This window comes from Amycolatopsis sp. NPDC058986, assembly GCF_042741125.1.
Lineage (GTDB): Bacteria > Actinomycetota > Actinomycetes > Mycobacteriales > Pseudonocardiaceae > Amycolatopsis.
Map to the genome: position 1 here is coordinate 1 of NZ_JBHYJW010000104.1, position 17,049 is coordinate 17,049.

Genomic DNA, 17,049 nt, shown 5'->3' on the forward strand with positions numbered 1-17,049 from the left:
GGCCCCCCGTTTCCACCCCCCGGCGGCCCCTTGTTACCACCCCCGGCCGTTACGCCCCCCTCCCGGGGGGGGAGGGCCGTAAGGTGGGCATCCACGGCCGGAGCGGCGCCGGAGGGAGCACGGCCCGGAGCGGAAGTCCCAGCGCAGGGGCGTGCGGCGGCTTACGATCGGGGCGTGGATCTGCCCGTCATGCCGCCGGTGCGGCCGATGCTGGCCAAGGCCGTGCACGAGGTGCCGCGTGCGGCCGGGCTCAGCTACGAGCCCAAATGGGACGGTTTCCGCTGTGTCGTGTTCCGCGACGGCGACGAGATCGAGCTGGGGTCCCGCAACGACCGGCCGCTCACGCGGTACTTCCCGGAGCTGGTGGAGCTGCTGGCCGCGGCGCTCCCGCCCCGCTGCGTCGTCGACGGCGAGGTCGTCGTGGTGACGCCGGGCGGGCTGGATTTCGAGGCGTTGCAGCTGCGGTTGCATCCGGCCGCGTCGCGGGTGCGGAAGCTGGCGGCGGAGACACCGGCGAGTTTCATCGCGTTCGACCTGCTGGCGCTCGGGGACCGGGACCTGACCGCGGAGCCGTTCCGCGAACGCCGCCGCGCGCTGGAAGGCGTCCTCGCCCACGATCCGGACGGCGAGCTCCAGCGGGTCCACCTGACCCCGCTCACCGACGACGCCGATCTCGCGCAGGACTGGTTCACCCGTTTCGAGGGCGCGGGGTTCGACGGCGTGATGGCCAAGCCGGCCGATCTGCCGTACGAGCAGGACAAACGGGTCATGTGGAAGGTCAAGCACGAACGCACCGCGGACTGCGTGGTGGCCGGATTCCGCTGGCACAAGGACGGCGAGAGCGTCGGCTCGCTGCTGCTGGGCCTGTTCGACGACGCGGGCACACTGCACCACGTCGGCGTCGCCAGCAGTTTCACCGCGGCGCGGCGCCGCGAGCTGGTCGACGAGCTGAAACCGTTGCGGGAGAACGCCCTCGAAGGGCATCCCTGGCGGACGTGGGCCGAATACGAGCCGGATCCGGGCCGCAAACCCGGCGCGATGAGCCGCTGGGCCCCGCAGAAGGACCTGTCCTGGGAACCGCTGCGGCCCGAATGGGTGGCCGAGGTGCGCTACGAACACCTGCAGGGCGGCCGGTTCCGGCACGGCGGGCGGCTGGTCCGGTTCCGGCCGGACCGTGAACCCGCGTCGTGTACCTACGCCCAGCTGGACGAGGCGCCACCCGCCGAGCTGGCGGCACTGTTCGGGGAGGCCCGCGATGAGTGACGCGTTGATGCTCGACGTCGACGGCGTCGAGGTGAAGATCACCAGTCCGGACAAGGTGTATTTCCCGCAGCGCGGCGAGACGAAGCTGGATCTCGTCCGCTACTACCAGGCCGTCGCGGGCCCGCTGCTGGATCGGCTCCGCGATCGCCCGCTGCTGCTGGAGCGCTATCCGGACGGCGCGGGCGGCAAGAACTGGTTCCAGAAGCGCGTGCCCAAGGGCGCGCCGTCCTGGCTGAGCACCACGGTCGTCTCGACGCCGAACGGCACGACGAGCGACGCGCTGGTCGCGAAGGACCTGGCGCACATCCTCTGGGCGGTCAACCTGGGCTGCCTCGGTTTCCACGTATGGCCGTTCCACGCGAGCACGCCGGAGGTGACCGACGAACTGCGTGTCGACCTCGACCCGTCGCCGGGCATCGGTTTCGAGCAGCTGCGCGAGGCGGCCGGGCTGACCAGGGAGTTCCTCGACGAGCTGGGGATCGAGGCGCGGATCAAGACGTCGGGTTCGCGTGGTCTGCACCTCTACGTCATGCTCGAATCCCGGTGGGACAGCTATGAAGTGCGCGCCGCCGCCGTCGCGCTCGCCCGCGCGCTGGAGCGCCGCCATCCGGAGCGGATCACCGCCCAGTGGTGGAAGGAGGAGCGCGGCGCGCGGGTGTTCGTCGACTTCAACCAGAACGCGCCGCACAAGACGGTCTTCGGCGCGTGGTGCGTGCGGCCGAGGGCCGGCGGGCAGGTGTCGACGCCCATCGGCTGGGACGAGCTGGACAACGTCGAGCCGAACGAGCTGACGCTGAGCACGGTGCCCGCGCGGGTGGCCGGACGCGGCGATCCCTGGGCCGGTGCCGGTGACCGTCCACAGTCGATCGAACCGCTGCTCGAGATGTCACGCAAGGACATGGCCGACGGGCTGATGGACGCGCCGTGGCCGCCGGTGTATCCCAAGCAGCCCAACGAACCGCCGCGCGTGGCGCCGAGCCGTGCGAAGAAGGACTCGTGAGCCCTTAGCCGAGTGGCAGATCGAACGAGAGCTGCCCGGCCTGCCCGCGCGTGCACGCCGGGGGAGCGGGCAGGGTCGACACGCAGGCGGGGCACGGGGCCACGTCGGACTCGGTGAGGTCCACCGGCGTCCAGCTGCGGGATTCGCGGTCGCCGCAGGCCGAGCGCCGGTAGCGCAGGTCCTCGGACCTGGTCATCAGGTGCGCGACCGGGTGCTCGTCGGGCAGCGCGCCGACGAGGTACCAGCGCGGCGTGCCGGTGAGCGGGGTTCGGGTACTCGCCATGGAACTCCTCCGGGGAGGCTGGTTCGACTCGTACGTCGTTCGCCGCGTCCCAGTGTCCGTCGTGGACTCCGGATTTCCGCGCGTTTGCCCCGCTTCGGCGTGTCAGGCTTGACGACTCAGGAGGGTTCTTCGACGTAGCGCAGGACGTGCAGCATGCCGCGCTCGTCGACGGTGTCCGCGTCCTCGGCCCGGCAATCGGCGAGTGCGGAGTGGACGGTCTCGGTGTCCATTCCGGACCCGATGAGCACGAGTTCGGTGCGGCGCGGGCGATCCGCGGGCCAGCCCGAGCGGTCGAACCGCACGAAAGCGCCGACGGTGTGCAAGCCGAACCGCGAGCGGGCGCCGTTCGGCCCGAAGTCGAGGTGGCCCTTGATCCGGTAGATCCCGGCGGGCCGCCGTTCCAGGAACTCGATGAACTTCCGCGGCGCCAACGGTTGGCCGCTGGTGAACGTGACACTCTGGTACGCCGCGTGCAGGTGCTCGGAATGATCGTCGCCGTGCGAGTGCGCGTCCATCGCGCGCAGGTCGTCGAACGACAGCTGCCCGGCGCGTTCGCGGGGTTCGGGGTCGAAGAACAAGGTCGGGTCGACGCGCCCGTGCGAGGTGGTCAGGACCGGGATCCGCGGCGCCAGCTCCTCGACGGTGCCGGTCACCTTGGCGAGATCGCCGGCGCCGACGCGGTCGGCCTTGTTGAGCACCACCAGATCGGCGACGCGCAGGTGGTCGGCGAGCTCGGGATGCCGTTCGCGGGCGGCCCCGAACTCGGCGGCGTCCACGACCTCGACCAGCCCGCCGTAGCGGATGCCGGGGTTCTCGCTGGCGATCATCAGCCGGATCAGGTCGCGTGGCTCGGCGATCCCGCTGGCCTCCACCACGATGACGTCGATCCCGGCCTCGGCGCCGGAAAGCCGCCCGAGCATCGCGTCGAGCCCGCTCGCGTCGACGGCGCAGCACAGGCAGCCGTTGCCGAGCGAGACCATGGTGTCGACCTGACCGGCGACCGCGAGCGCGTCGACGTTGACGCTGCCGAAGTCGTTGACCACGACGCCGATCCGCACGCCCTGGCGGTTGGCGAGCAGATGGTTGAGCAGGGTCGTCTTGCCCGCGCCGAGAAAACCGGCGACGAGGACCACGGGGATCCGCTGTGTACTCACCGGCCGTCCTTTCGCGTCGCCGTCACCGTGGCGGCGACTTTAGTCGCGGACGGCCATCGGCTGCTCGCGGCCCGCCGGGTGCCACCGGAAAGGTGAACCGGATCACGAACGGGGAATCACCGCCTCCCGGCGCGGAAAAGTGATTGTTTTTCGCCGGGCTGTATTCGGCTCAACGACAATTCGTGGTGACCGCGTTCGGCGGAGTGCCGTTGCCGGCGCTCGCGGGTACTCTTCGCCGTCTGGTCGGATTTCCCCAGCGTGCCAAGGGTTCTCGGAATCGGAGAGTGGTCGGGTGTGACGACGACGGCGTCCATGCGGGTGACAACCGAGCGGGCGATCGCCCGGCCGGGGAAAAACGGCGAACGCGCTGTGGAATTCGCCGAGGCGGAGGAATTCGTCCGGCAGTGCCACGCCGAGGGCCTGTACTCCGGCGAGCGGCCGGCGCGCCGGCTGGCCCGGATCCGCGCCGAGATCGAGCGGACCGGGACCTATCGGCACACCACGGCCGAGCTGACCTTCGGCGCCAGGGTCGCCTGGCGCAACGCGGCCCGCTGCATCGGCAGGCTGTACTGGCGCGGGCTGCGGCTCCGGGACCGGCGAGACGTCTCCGGCACCGCTGCGATCGCCCGGGAATGCGCACTCCACCTGCGCGAGGCCACCCGCGGCGGGCGGATCCGGCCCACCGTGACCGTGTTCGCCCCCGACACCCCGGCGGCGCCGGGCCCGCGAATCTGCAACGAGCAGCTGATCCGCTACGCCGGGTACGAACTCGACGACGGCTCGGTGCTCGGCGACCCGCGCTACGCGACGTTCACCGAGCGGGTCCGCTCGCTCGGCTGGCGTCCGCCCCGGCGCCGGAGCGCGTTCGACGTCCTGCCGCTGCTCGTCGAGTCGGTACCCGGCGAACCGCGGCTGTTCACCCTGCCGCGGGACGCGGTGCTGGAGGTGCCGTTGAGCCATCCCGACCACGCGTGGTTCGCGGGCCTGGGCCTGCGCTGGCACGCGGTGCCCGCGATCAGCGACATGCCGCTGGTGATCGGCGGCGTCCGCTACCCGGCCGCCCCGTTCAACGGCTGGTACCTGGGCACCGAGGTCGGCGCGCGCAACCTCGCCGACGCCTGCCGCTACGACCTCTTGCCCGTGATCGCGGAGCTGATGGGCCTGTCCACCGCGTCGGAGCGCACGCTGTGGCGGGACAGGGCACTGGTGGAACTGACCCTGGCGGTCCAGCACTCGTTCGACGCGGCCGGGGTCACCGTCGCCGACCACCACACCGAGTCGCGGCGGTTCCTCGACCACCTGGCACGGGAGGAACGCGCGGGCCGCCGCTGCCGGGCCGACTGGAGCTGGATCGTCCCGCCGTTGTCCGGCGGCCAGACCGCCGTGTTCCACCGGTACTACGACGAACCGGATCCGGCACAGCGCCCCGCGTTCGTCCCGCCCGGCTGAAACTGGGCGTCCGATCGGCGGATTGACTCGTGTGGGTCACGCGCCGAGGCACCACACGAGGGACACTGTGAGTATGACCGCGGTCCTCGTCGCCTACGCCGGCAAGACCGGCGGCACCCGGGAAATCGCCGAGGTGATCGCCGCCGTGCTGCGCGAGCACGGCCTCGACGCCCGCGTGCGGGACGCCGCGGACGTCACCGGAGTGGAGGAGTACGCCGCGGTCGTCCTCGGTAGCGCGCTGTACTTCCACCGCTGGCGTCCCGAGGCGGTGCGGCTGCTGGAGAACAACGTCGAGGCGCTCACCCGGCGCCCGGTGTGGCTGTTCCACAGCGGGCCGTGCGGTCCCGGCGCGAGCACCGTCCGGGTCAGCCTGCCCGCGCGCGTGGCGCTGCTCGCCGCGCGGATCGACGCCGAGCGCACGGCGACGTTCGGCGGCCGGCTCGACCCCGGCCGGGCACGGGGTGTGGTGGCGCGGTTGTTCGCCTCCGGCCGCCGGGCCGGGGACTTCCGGGACTGGGACCGCATCCGCGAATGGGCTCGTGACGTCGGCAGGCGAGTACGCACGCGCGTCCCGTTGTGACGGATTTGCCTTGTCCTACCGGTATTTCCGGTCGGGGGCAAGATCTTGCCCACGGCTCGCACCGGGTGTAGACCAGGCCAGGGGGAAACCGGCGGCGAACGGGGGCCTGGCGTGGCGAAGACGGAGACGTCCCGGCGGCCGTTGACCCCGGACCAGCGCAACTCCTTCCTCGCCGCGTTGCTCGGCTGGAGCATGGATTCCTTCGACTACTTCCTGGTCGTGTTCGTGCTGGCCGACATCGCGAAGGACCGTTCGTTCGGCGCGAGCGCGACCCAGCTCGCGTTCATCACCACCGCGACACTGGTGATGCGGCCGGTCGGGGCGCTGCTGTTCGGGCTGTGGGCCGATCGGGTGGGCCGCCGCGTCCCGCTCATCGTGGACGTGCTGCTCTACTCCGTCGCCGGGGTGCTGTGCGCGATCGCGCCCAACTACACCGTGCTGCTGCTCCTGCGGTTCGTCTACGGCGTCGGCATGGGCGGGGAATGGGGGCTCGGCGCGGCGCTGGCGATGGAGAAGATCCCGGTGGCGCGGCGCGGGTTCTTCTCGGGACTGCTCCAGGTGGGCTACTCCTTCGGCTATCTGCTGGCCGCGCTGGCCTATCTGCTGTTCCACTCGGCGCTGGACCTGCACTGGCGGTGGATCTTCGTGCTGAGCATCCTGCCCGCGCTGATCAGCCTGCTGATCCGGGCGCGGGTGCGGGAATCGGAGGTGTGGGAGGCCACGCGGGAGAAACTGCGCGTGACGCGGACGTCGGTGAAGGACGTCCTGCTCGACCCGAAGGTGATCCGCCGGTTCTTCTACCTCATCCTGCTGATGACGGCGTTCAACTGGATGAGCCACGGTACGCAGGACGTCTACCCGAGCTTCCTCAAGGCACACGAACACGGCGGTGCCGGGCTGGCCGCGTCCACCAGCACGTGGATCGCGGTGCTGTACAACATCGGCGCGATCATCGGCGGGGTGACGTTCGGCGCGCTGTCCGAACGACTCGGCAGGCGCCGCACCATCGTGCTCACCTCGCTGCTGGCGCTGCCGATCGTGCCGATCTTCGCGTTCGACCACGGCGCCGGGATGCTCGCGCTCGGCTCGTTCCTGATGCAGATCATGGTCCAGGGCGCGTGGGGCGTGATCCCGGCCCATCTGACCGAGATGTCCCCGGACGCGATCCGCGGGTTCTATCCCGGTGTCACGTACCAGCTGGGCAACCTGCTCGCCGCGCTGAACCTGCCGATCCAGCAGGCCATCGCCGAGTCGCAGGGCTATTCCGCCGCTCTACTGTGGACGGTCGTGCCCACACTGCTCCTGGTGGTGGTCCTGACCGCGTTCGGCAAGGAGGCCAAGGGGATCCGGTTCGGCGGCGAGGCCGTCGCGACCGCCCCGGTGAGCGGTGCGAAGAGCTGACCGCCACAGGTGCGTCTTGCCGTAGGTCGTCGCAATGGCCTGGTCGAGCCAGCGGCGGCGGACGTCGTCGAGCAGCGGGAGCACGGCGGCGAAATCCGTCTCGTCCTTGGGACGCGGGTGCGCGGCCTTGTAAAGGAGTTGAATCTCCGGCACCAGGTAGGGCACGCTGTCGGTTCCGAGTAGTCCGATCTCACCGATTCGGCGGCGTAGCAGGGGATTTCGCCGCGAAACCCAGTCGTCACCGTCGTTTTCGTCGAACATGATCTGGAGCCGCCAGGGACTCGTGGAGGTGGGGCGGCACCAGACGTCGTGCACGGCCGCGGGCAGGATCTCGCCCGGCCGCCACGGGCGCAGCACGCCGGGCGGATCGGCCGCCCACCACTGCCAGCCGTCGAGCGCGGCCTGGACGGCGAGCTGGTCGCGGCGCAGCAGGAGCACGTCGAGATCGGCGTGTTCGCGCAGCCGTCGTCCGGCGAACAGTTCGAGCGCGTAGCCGCCCGCGATCCACCACAGGACACCGCTCGCGCGGAACAGGTCCGCGGCCTCGGCCGGGCTCGCCGGGTCCCAGGCACCCCACGGTTCGCGGATCTCCTCGGGCATCCGGGCTCCTCCCGTGGCCGGGGTTTGACTTGAAGGGTACTTGAAGTTTTAACGTCGGCAGCGGAAAACACCAAGGGGGAAGGAGAACGCCGTGGTCGTGACGGCGGAAGAAACACCGGCGATGACGCCCCAGCTGTGGCGGGTCTGCTGGGTGATCGTGTTCGGCGCCTTCGCCGGCATGCTCGACACCACCGTGGTCAACGTCGGCGTCGACACGCTCGTCCGCGATCTCGGCACCGGGCTCGGCGAGGTCCAGTGGGTGTTCACCGCCTACCTCATCGCGCTCGCGGTGTCGCTGCCGGTGTGCGGCTGGCTCACCCGGCGGTTTGGGGCCGGACGGCTGTGGCTGCTCTCGCTGGGCGCGTTCACCGTCGCGTCGGGACTGTGCGCGCTCGCCGGGAACGTCGGCTGGCTCATCGCGTTGCGGGTACTGCAGGGACTCGCGGCCGGGCTGATGGTCCCGGCGGGCCAGACGGTGCTCGGCGAGGTCGCCGGACCGGCGCGGCTGGGCAGGGTGATGGCCACGCTCGGCATTGTCGTGAGCCTCGGCCCGGCGATCGGCCCGCTCGCCGGTGGCCTGATCCTGCACTCGCTGAGCTGGCCGTGGCTGTTCCTGATCAACCTCCCGATCGGACTGGCCGGGATCCTGCTCGGCCTGCGGTACGTACCGCGGGGCGAGCGCGGGACCGCGCATCGGCCGGACGGCGTCGGCTACCTGCTGGTCGGCACCGGGATTCCCGCGGTGATCTACGCGGCTACGGCGTGGGGTGAGACCGGGACGCTCGTGGCGCCCCGCGTGGCCGTTCCCACCCTGGCCGGGATCGTCCTGCTCGTGGCGTTCTGCGTGCGCACCCGGCGTCGTGAGCACCCGTTGCTCGATCTCGGCCTGTTCCGGAACCGGGCGTTCGCGGTCGCAGCGGCGACGACCTTCTTCACCGGGCCCGCGATGTTCGGCGGGATGTTCCTGCTGCCGCTGTACTTCCAGTTGCTGGGCGGCAGCGACGTCGTCACCACCGGGCTGCTGATGATCGGCCTCGGCGCCGGGGCGGCGATCGCGCTGCCGTTCGCCGGGCGGCTCACCGACCGGTACGGCGGCGGCCTCGTGGCGCTGTGGGGGAGCGTGGCCATGCTCGCGGTCACGGTGCCGTTCGCGGTGGCGGACCTGCCGGTCGACGGGGTGTTCGTCCAGGTTCTGCTGGTGCTGCGGGGAATGGCGTCGGCGTTCCTGATGATGCCGGTCGGCACGGTCGCCTTCGCCGCGGTGACCCGCGCCCAGCTGCCCGACGTCACGGCCCAGATCAACATCGTCATGCGCGTCGGCGGCGCGGTCGGGACGGCCTTGTTCGCGGTGGTGCTGGCCAAGGCGCTGCCCGACGGCCCCGCGACGGCGTTCCGGACGGCCTTCGCCTGGCTCACCGGCTGCACCGTCGCGGCCGTCGGGCTGACCGCCTGGCTGTGGCGAGTGCGCCGGGCCGGGCGCTGAAGGACGCTTTCAGTGCATTGACCGCGCTGAAGGACGCCTTCGGTGCATCGAGCGCACCGAAGGCGTCCTTCAGCACTTGGAGGGGCGTCAGTCGCAGTGGCCCAGGGGGCTGTCGAAGGTGGAGCCACCGGTCGCGCCGCCCCAGCGGACGCACTTGCCCGACGCGGTGGCCTTCACCGGACCGGCGAAGTACGCGAACGAACCGGAGTCGGTGACCCGCGGCGAGCCCTGGACCTCCAGATAGGCCGAGGTCTGCGTGGCCGTGCCCGCCGACGCGCTCTTCATCGTGCTGACGCAGTTCTGCCCGGTGCTCGCGTTGTAGGACAGGTAAACCGTGCCCGCGGTGCCCAGCGGAGCCGAGTCGATGACGCCGAACCCGCCGCCGCACACCGGCGCCCCGAGCGTGGCTTCGGTGACCGTCGACCATCGGATCGTCTGGTTGGCGTTGTACTCCGGGCCCGCTTCGTACAACACACCGACCGAACCGGTGGCGAGCTGGACCATGTCCGAATACGCCGCGTCCTCGCCCCACACCAGCACACTGCGGTCGTTGTTCGTCCAGTTGCCGCCCTCGTCGAACGACGAGTGGACGCGCAGCTGCTTGCGACGGTCGCAAGTGGACGGTCCGGCGAACAGGATCCGGTCGTACTTCCCGCCCGCGTCCACCGCGCTCATCCGCGCCGTCGAGCCCTGCACGGTCGGCGTGATCAGGTCGTTCTCGTAGGTGAACTTCTGCGCGAAGCTCGCGCCGCCGTCCGCGCTGATCGCGTAGGCCCGGTTGCGGGTCCCGTCCGCGAGGCACTTGTTGTCCTTGTTGGCATCGTTGCGCGCCGCCGCGTACACCCGGCCGTCGGCCAGTTCGGTGACGCTGATCTCCTGCGGGTTCATCGCGTCCGTCATGCTGACGTCGGTCGCGCCACGGTGCCAGTCGACACCGTTGTTGTCGCTGTAGATCAGGGAACCAGTGCCCTTGTCCCCGGTCGAAAAGCTCATCCCGGCGACCAGCCGCCCGGCGTGCGCACCCCGCGTCAGCACGATCCCGTGCGACGGCCCGGTCGCGAGCCAGCCCGGCGCGGACGGGAATCCCAGCTGCTCCGTCAGCACCTTGGGTGTCGTCCAGGTCTTCCCGTCGTCGTCACTCCACTGCACCCGCGGAACCCGCCCGCACGCCGGGTTCTTCACGCACTGCATCGTCGACAGCAGCACGATCCGGCCGGTCGAGGGCACCACGATCGGCACCGGATTCCCCTTGGTGTCCCCGAAACCCCGGATGACCACCTGCGGCGCGCCCCAGGTCTTCCCGCCGTCGGCCGAACGCTTCACCACCAGATCGATGTCCCCGGCGTCGTTGCAGAACGACGCGCCCCCGTTGCGGCCCTCGGCGAACGCGAGCAGGTCGCCGCTGCGCGCCTTCACCACCGACGGAATCCGGAAGCAGTCGTAACCTTCCGTTTTCTCCTTGTACACCACGGTATTGCCCACCGCCGCCGAAGCGGGCGGCGCCGTGGCCACCCCGGCCAGTGTCATACCCGCCACCACCGCGGCCAGCGCGACACGGATGATCTTCACAGTCAGGCTCCGTCCTGAGCATCGCGAACCCCTTACCCACCCGAGGATCCGATGCACCCGTACAAGAGCCGTACATTTGCGTATAACGCTCTATACGCTCAGGCGAGAACGGCCAGCGTGCAGAAACCGGTGGTGGCGACGAGAAGCGTGGAGAGTAACCCGAGCAGGAGCGCGCGGCCGCCGGTGCGGATCAGGACGCCGATCCGGACGGCGCAGCCCAGGCCGAACAGAGCACCCGCGAGCAACAGTGTGGACGCGATCTTCGCGACGTCGAGCACGGTGCCAGGGAGGATTCCGGTGCTGCGCACCACGACCATCGCGAGGAAGCCGAGGACGAACAGCGGCACGAGCGGCGCGCGGGCGCCGTCGGGGCGCGTCCGGTTGCGGTTCTCGGTCACGCTCACCAGCGCCACCATCGGCGCCAGCAGGACGACCCGGCTGAGCTTGACCACGATCGCGATCGCCACGGCGCCCGCGCCGGCGGGGGTCGCCGCCGCGACCACCTGCGCCACCTCGTGCACGCTGATGCCCGCCCAGCTGCCCAGGCGCAGCCCTTCGAGCCCGAAGGCCTTGCCCAGCAAGGGGACCGCGGCGATCGCGATGCTGCCATAGCAGGTGACGAGCGCCACGGCCGTCGCGACATCGGAGTCCTTGCGCTCGACGACGCCTTCCATCGCCGCGATCGCCGAGGCGCCGCAGATCGAGAACCCGGTCGCCACCAGCAGCGCGAGTCCACGCGGGACCCGGATCAGCTTGCCGATCCCGAGTGTGCCGACGAAGGTCACGCCGACGGTCAGCACGACGGCGAGCAGGGTGCCGGGGCCGAGTGAAAGCACGGCGGGAAGCGCGAGCTGCAGGCCGAGCAGGACGACCCCGGCGCGCAGCAGCCGTTTGGTCACCCGCGCGATCGCGTGGCGGAGATCGTCGGTGAGCACGGGAAGCGACCCGGCGATCACGCCGAGCACGACCGCGACGGTGAGCGCGCCGAGGACGGGCAGGGCGGAGCTGATCAGGTAGGCCACCGCGATACCCGCCGCGGTGACGGCGAGTCCGGGGAGGACCGTTCTGGGGCGCGTCGTCGTCATGCTTTCCAGCCTCGCCCCGCGACGGGCCGCGCGGTAGCCGTCAGCAGGCGCTGAGGTCATACACTTGGGCTATGACCACACCCGATCTCGACTCGCTCCGCCTGCTGGTTTTCGTCGACGAACTCGGCAGTATCGGCCAGGCGGCGAACGCGCTGGGCATCGCGCAGCCGTCCGCGACGAAGCGACTGTCCACACTGGAACGGCGGCTCGGGCTGGCGTTGCTCAGCCGCAGCCACCGAGGATCGGGGCTCACCCCGGACGGCCGCGTCGTCGTCGGCTGGGCGCGCCGCGTGCTGGACGAGATGAGCGAGCTGCTCACCGGCGCGGAGGCGTTGCGCGCGCAGCGTGAGGCCGAACTCCGGGTCGCCGCGAGCATGACGCTCGCCGAGCATTTCGTGCCCGCGTGGATCGGTGAGGTCAAACGCGCCCACCCCGACCGCTATGTCGGGCTGGAGGTGGTCAACTCCGAACACGTCGCCGAACTGGTGGTGCAGGGCAAGGTGGACCTCGGGTTCGTCGAGTCGCCGGGCCCGCTGCCGGGGCTCGCCACCCGGAAGGTCGCGGCGGATCACCTCGTCGTGGTGGTTCCCGACGGGCATCCCTGGGTTCGCAGGCGCCGTCCGCTCACCGCCGCCGAGCTGGCGGCGACACCGCTGGTGGTCCGCGAGCGCGGCTCCGGAACCCGCGAGACCGTCGACGCCGCGCTACGCCGCGCGGGGGCGGGCGCGGTTACGCCGCTGCTGGAGCTGGGATCGGCGTCGGCCGTGCGGAACGCGGTGATTTCGGGTGCGGGACCGGCGGTGATCAGCGCGCTCGACGTCGCCCGCGAGGTCGCCGACCGGCGGCTCGTGCCGATCGCGGTCGACGGCGTCGACCTGAACCGCGCGCTGCGTGCGGTCTGGCCCGCCGGGCGACGGCTGACCGGACCCGCAGCGGAGCTCCTCGCCCTCGCGATACGCCGCTGACCTGCCGACCTTGCATACCGAATAGCGACGATATATCGTGGTCATGTCGGCGATAGTCGCACGATACGAAAGGGGACAGCTCATGGAGCGATCAGCAGGTTTCGGCAGGATGTTCCGCGGCTTCGGGGAGCGCGGCGGCTTCGGCTTCGGGCACCCGGGGCACCCCGGCCGCCCGGGAGGCCCCGGTCACGGCCCACGGGGGCACCATGGCCCGCACGGTCATCACGGGCACCCGGGCGAGAACCCGGATTGGGGGCCCGAGGACGGCTTCGGCCCGGAGTTCGCGCGCGGCGGGCCGCCGCACGGCCCGGGCTTCCCGCCGCCCCCGCCTCCGCCACCGCACGGGCCCGACCCCCGTGGCGGATTCCCGGGTTTCGGCGGATTTCCCGGCTTTCCGGGTGGTGGTCCCGGCGACCCGCGCCGGCACGGCGGCTGGTTCGGCGGTGGTCCGTGGCAGGGGCGCCGCGGCCCGAGCCGTCCGGTCCGGCCCGCGGTGCTGGCGCTGCTCGCCGAGGAGCCGATGCACGGTTACCAGATCATGCAGGAGATCCGCCGCCGCACCGACAACGAGTGGCGGCCGAGCCCCGGCTCGATCTACCCGATCCTGCAGCAGCTGGAGGACGAGGGGCTGGTCCGCACGGCAGGGAACGGCGGCCGCCGCGTCGCCGAACTGACCGAGGCGGGCCGCGAGCACGTCGCCGGTCGTGAGGAGGAGTTCGCCGCGCTGTGGGAGAGCGACGCCGCCGAGGTGCCAGGCGCGGACCGGTTCCAGGCGCTGTGGCGTCAGCTCGGCGAGCTTTCGGGCGCGGCGTCGCAGGTCGCCTACACCGGCAGTGACGCGGAGTTCGCCGAGGTCAAGAAGGTGCTGTCGGAGGCGCGCCGCAAGGTGTACGAGGTGCTCGCTGCCGCTGAGCCGGAGGACGACCTGTCCTGACCACAGCGGTCCGTGAATGCCACATCGAGGGACTCAGAATCCCTCGATGTGGCATTCACGGACCTTCAGGTCGGGGGCGTGGCGGGCGGTCGAGGGGCGTCCCAGCCGAGGTGGGCGGACACCTTCGCCGCCGCGGCGGCGGTCACCTCGCCCGCCTCGTCGAGCCGGTGTCCCAGCCGCTGCGCCGGAGCGGAGATGTTGAGCGCCGCCACCACCCGGCCGCGGAAATCGCGCACCGGGGCCGAAACGCCGACCAGGCCTGCTTCGAACTCCTCCCGCACGCGGGCGTAGCCGTCGCGGCGGCACTCCTGGATCTTCGCCCACAGCTGTGGCAGAGAGTGCACTTCGGACAGTGCGGAGTTCTCCCCCAGCCGGGGAAATCGGACGTACAGCTCGTCGGGGCTGGCGTCGAGCAGCAGCACCCGCCCGGCCGAGGTGCGGTGCGCGGGTACGCGCCTGCCTTCCCAGCCGGGCACGCGGAACGAGTGTCCCGAAACCGAAAGCAGCGTCAGCACTTCCTGGTCCCGCAGGACACACAGGTGGCTGGTTTCTTCGAGATCCGCCGAAAGCGCGTGCAGCACCGGCTCGGCCGCGCGGAGCAACCGGTCCTCCGCGGTCCGCGCGACCAGGGAGAACAACCGCCAGCCCAGCCGGTACTCCAGGGTGTCCGGATCGCGTTCGACGACGCCTTCTTCGGCGAGTGCCTTGAGCGCACGGGAGACCTGGCTCTTCTCCCGGCCGGTCAGCCGGGCGAGCCGGACCACGCCCAGCCCGCCCGCTCGCTGGGCCTCGGCGGAGGCGAGCGCTTCGAGCAGGTCGAGGTCGCGGCGCAGACCGTGCCCCGGGTGGCGGGCCTCCTCGCCCGCTCGCGGAACCGTCATGGCCGCAGCGTAGCGAGTTGGCGGCAGCGCAACGCGCGTTGCGATGTGCCCGCGGGCCTTGCCCCGGCGTCCGGCGGATTTCTAGGTTCGGCCCTGTGAAGATCGTCGACATCACGCTCGACCGGCTGCGGCTCGAACTCGACCCGCCCCTGCTCGCGGCGTGGGATCCCGAGCCCCGCACGCGTTTCGACGCGACGATCGTGCGGGTCTGCACCGACGAAGGTGTCACCGGGATCGGCTCCGGGGACACGATGGCCGGGTTCGAGCAGGTCCGGCATCTCTTCGTCGGGGAAGACCCGCTCGCCATCGTCCGGCACGTCAAGGCCATCGAGACCGCCAACTTCCACGGTGGCCGCTACTGGCCGCTGGAGGCGGCGCTGTGGGACATCATCGGCAAGGTCGCCGGGCTTCCGGTTTCGGTCCTGTTCGGAAACGCCGCCCGCGCGTTGCCCGCGTACGCTTCGTCCGCCGAGCTGAAATCACCCGAGGCCCGTGTCGAGTCGGCGTTGCGGGCGAGGGAGGCCGGTTTCCGGGCGACGAAGATCCGGATCGACCGCGACCGGGTGGCCGAGGGCGTCGCCGCGGTGGCGGCGGTGCGGAACGCGCTCGGCCCGGACTTCGTGATCATGGCCGACCTCAACCAGTCCTGGCGGATGGCAGGGGACACCGCGGCGGCCTCGGATCTGGCCAAGACCAGAGGGCTGGTGCGCCGACTGTCCGAATTGGACGTCTTCTGGGTCGAAGAACCCTTGCCGTACGAGGATGTCGACGGTTTCCGTACGCTGCGTGCGGAGAATCCCGGCCTCCGGATCGCGGCGGGGGAGATGCAGCACTCGCTGCCCGAACTGCTGCGGTATCTCGAACACGACGTGCTCGACGTCTACCAGATGGACGTCGTGCTCGCGGTCGGCATGCACCGCGCGCGGACACTGGCCGAGCTGGCGCGGCTCAAGCACCGCGCGTTCACGCCGCACAGCTGGACCAACGGCATCGGCGTGCTCGCCAATCTGCACGTCGCGGCGGGCGTCGGCGGGGGACCGTACTTCGAGTTCCCGTACGACCCGCCCGGCTGGACCCCCGAACGGCGCGATTTCATGCTCGCCGAGCCGCTGATGGTCAACGCGGCCGGTGAGCTGGAGGTTCCGGCGGAGCCGGGGCTCGGTGTCGAACTCGACGAGGAGGCGGTGGCGCGATGGCGGATCTAGGGGCGGGTTCGGCGGGGTGGTCATGCGGCTGAGCGTGGAGCCGTCCGGGCGGCTGGAGTTCGGCCCCGGTGTGCTGGCCGAGCTGCCGGAGTTCGTGGCCGCGCTGGGCCATGACCGGGTCTTCGTCGTCACCGACCGCGGGCTGCGGGCGGCGGGGATCGTCGGCAGGGTGGAACGGGTGCTGGCGGACTTGGAGTACGTGGTCCACGAGGACATCGGGCCCAATCCGTCCACTGTGGAGCTGGACCGTGGTGCCGCGCGGTTGCGGCGCTTCGGGAACGCCGCGGTGGTAGCGCTCGGCGGCGGTTCGGCACTCGACGCGGCGAAGGGGATCTCCCTGCTGGCGGGGAATCCGGACGCCGTCGCGGCGGACGCGGACGCGTTGTGGTCCGCTTCGGACGGACTGCCGATCGTGGCCGTGCCGACGACGTCCGGGACCGGCGCGGAAACCAACGGCTTCGGCGTCGTCGAGGACGTCTGTGCCCGCCGGAAAGTCTACATCGGACATTCGTCGGTGAAGCCGAAGATCGCCGTGCTCGACCCGGAACTGACCCTCGGCCTGCCCGCGCCGGTCACGGCCGCGACGGGCCTGGACGCACTGGTGCACGGCATCGAATCGCTGGCCTCGCGGGGCGCGAACCCGATATCGGCGGCCTACGCGACGCAGGCGGTTTCGCTGGTGAGCCAATGGCTGCCGGCGGCGTACCGGGACGGCGCCGATCTCGAGGCGCGGTCGCGGCTGATGCTCGGCGCGCATCTCGCGGGCCACGCGCTGACGGTGTCGGGGCTGGGTCTGGTGCACGGCATCGGGCACGCGCTCACGGCACACACCGGGACACCACACGGCGTCGCACTGGCCGCGGTGCTGGAGGAGGTCATGACCTTCAGCGCTTCAGCGGCCGCGCTCGCCTACGAAACCACCGCACGGGCGATGGGTGTGTCTTTTGTGGACAGTGGACCGCTCGCCGCCGTCGAAGCCGTGCGGGAGATTTCGGGGACGATCGAGATCAAACGCCCGCTGCGGGACCTCGGCGCCTCCCGCGATCTGCTCCCGGCGATCGCCGAGGCGGCCGTCGCCGACGCCGTCACGAAGAACTCCCCGCGCCTGCCCACCGCCCCGGAAGTCCTCGACCTGCTCCACTCCGTCCACTGATCATCGCGGCCGAGCGCCCCAATGTGGCGTTCGGTGCGTTGGAC

15 protein-coding genes and 1 pseudogene are annotated in these 17,049 nt (G+C 71.1%); 10 read left to right on the plus strand and 6 right to left on the minus strand.

Translation table 11 applies throughout. From position 1 onward, the window contains the following. Window positions 1-174: 174 nt before the first annotated feature. Together ACFW0G_RS44010 and ligD are read left to right on the plus strand one after the other, a co-directional pair. On the plus strand, window positions 175-1,263 hold the full coding sequence (locus tag ACFW0G_RS44010; protein ID WP_378331531.1) for an ATP-dependent DNA ligase: 1,089 nt from the start codon (window positions 175-177) through the stop codon (window positions 1,261-1,263). After that, entirely contained in the window at window positions 1,256-2,263 is a 1,008-nt protein-coding gene (gene ligD, locus ACFW0G_RS44015; RefSeq protein ID WP_378331532.1) for a non-homologous end-joining DNA ligase, read from the plus strand. The genes ACFW0G_RS44010 and ligD overlap by 8 nt, the downstream gene beginning before the upstream one ends. A 4-nt stretch (window positions 2,264-2,267) precedes the next feature. On the opposite strand, the gene ACFW0G_RS44020 is transcribed toward ligD, so the two are convergent. Next, window positions 2,268-2,546, minus strand: a complete 279-nt coding sequence (locus ACFW0G_RS44020; RefSeq protein WP_378331533.1) for a hypothetical protein — start codon at window positions 2,544-2,546, stop codon at window positions 2,268-2,270. Between the two features lie 116 nt (window positions 2,547-2,662). Continuing rightward, the gene (locus ACFW0G_RS44025) at window positions 2,663-3,700 is read right to left on the minus strand and encodes a CobW family GTP-binding protein (protein ID WP_378331534.1); all 1,038 of its coding nucleotides are present in this window, start codon (window positions 3,698-3,700) and stop codon (window positions 2,663-2,665) included. A gap of 312 nt (window positions 3,701-4,012) precedes the next feature. Here ACFW0G_RS44025 and ACFW0G_RS44030 point away from each other — a divergent pair, with 312 nt between their 5' ends. From ACFW0G_RS44030 to ACFW0G_RS44040, 3 genes are all read left to right on the plus strand, one after another. After that, complete coding sequence (locus tag ACFW0G_RS44030) at window positions 4,013-5,149, plus strand: nitric oxide synthase oxygenase (RefSeq protein WP_378331535.1); 1,137 nt, start codon at window positions 4,013-4,015, stop codon at window positions 5,147-5,149. Between the two features lie 73 nt (window positions 5,150-5,222). Further along, complete coding sequence (locus ACFW0G_RS44035) at window positions 5,223-5,729, plus strand: flavodoxin domain-containing protein (RefSeq protein ID WP_378331536.1); 507 nt, start codon at window positions 5,223-5,225, stop codon at window positions 5,727-5,729. Window positions 5,730-5,840: 111 nt separating this feature from the next. Beyond that, on the plus strand, window positions 5,841-7,130 hold the full coding sequence (locus tag ACFW0G_RS44040; protein WP_378331537.1) for an MFS transporter: 1,290 nt from the start codon (window positions 5,841-5,843) through the stop codon (window positions 7,128-7,130). Between the two features lie 402 nt (window positions 7,131-7,532). On the opposite strand, the pseudogene ACFW0G_RS44045 reads toward ACFW0G_RS44040, so the two are convergent. Continuing rightward, window positions 7,533-7,730: pseudogene (locus tag ACFW0G_RS44045) on the minus strand (nucleotidyltransferase domain-containing protein); the annotation flags it as partial. Window positions 7,731-7,821: 91 nt separating this feature from the next. Between ACFW0G_RS44045 and ACFW0G_RS44050 the strand changes: the two are divergent. After that, window positions 7,822-9,213, plus strand: coding sequence for an MDR family MFS transporter (locus ACFW0G_RS44050; RefSeq protein WP_378331538.1), 1,392 nt, complete (start codon window positions 7,822-7,824; stop codon window positions 9,211-9,213). An 87-nt stretch (window positions 9,214-9,300) separates the two neighbouring features. On the opposite strand, the gene ACFW0G_RS44055 is transcribed toward ACFW0G_RS44050, so the two are convergent. Beyond that, on the minus strand, window positions 9,301-10,782 hold the full coding sequence (locus ACFW0G_RS44055) for an exo-alpha-sialidase (RefSeq protein ID WP_378331539.1): 1,482 nt from the start codon (window positions 10,780-10,782) through the stop codon (window positions 9,301-9,303). A 98-nt stretch (window positions 10,783-10,880) separates the two neighbouring features. After that, window positions 10,881-11,867 carry a YeiH family protein gene (locus tag ACFW0G_RS44060; RefSeq protein WP_378331540.1) on the minus strand — a complete coding sequence of 329 codons (987 nt, stop codon included), beginning with the start codon at window positions 11,865-11,867 and terminating at the stop codon, window positions 10,881-10,883. Window positions 11,868-11,938: 71 nt separating this feature from the next. Here ACFW0G_RS44060 and ACFW0G_RS44065 point away from each other — a divergent pair, with 71 nt between their 5' ends. After that, entirely contained in the window at window positions 11,939-12,832 is an 894-nt protein-coding gene (locus tag ACFW0G_RS44065; RefSeq protein WP_378331541.1) for a LysR family transcriptional regulator, read from the plus strand. 82 nt (window positions 12,833-12,914) lie between these two features. After that, a complete protein-coding gene (locus tag ACFW0G_RS44070) occupies window positions 12,915-13,766 on the plus strand; it encodes a PadR family transcriptional regulator (RefSeq protein WP_378331542.1) in 852 nt (283 codons plus the stop codon). A gap of 65 nt (window positions 13,767-13,831) precedes the next feature. Here the strand turns inward: ACFW0G_RS44070 and ACFW0G_RS44075 are convergent, their stop codons facing one another. Next, window positions 13,832-14,647, minus strand: a complete 816-nt coding sequence (locus ACFW0G_RS44075; protein ID WP_378331543.1) for an IclR family transcriptional regulator — start codon at window positions 14,645-14,647, stop codon at window positions 13,832-13,834. A 95-nt stretch (window positions 14,648-14,742) separates the two neighbouring features. Between ACFW0G_RS44075 and ACFW0G_RS44080 the strand changes: the two genes are divergently transcribed. Both ACFW0G_RS44080 and ACFW0G_RS44085 read left to right on the plus strand, forming a co-directional pair. Beyond that, entirely contained in the window at window positions 14,743-15,852 is a 1,110-nt protein-coding gene (locus ACFW0G_RS44080; protein WP_378331544.1) for a mandelate racemase/muconate lactonizing enzyme family protein, read from the plus strand. Window positions 15,853-15,874: 22 nt separating this feature from the next. After that, window positions 15,875-17,005: an iron-containing alcohol dehydrogenase family protein gene (locus ACFW0G_RS44085; RefSeq protein ID WP_378331545.1), complete on the plus strand. Its 1,131-nt coding sequence runs from the start codon at window positions 15,875-15,877 to the stop codon at window positions 17,003-17,005. Window positions 17,006-17,049 lie beyond the last annotated feature (44 nt).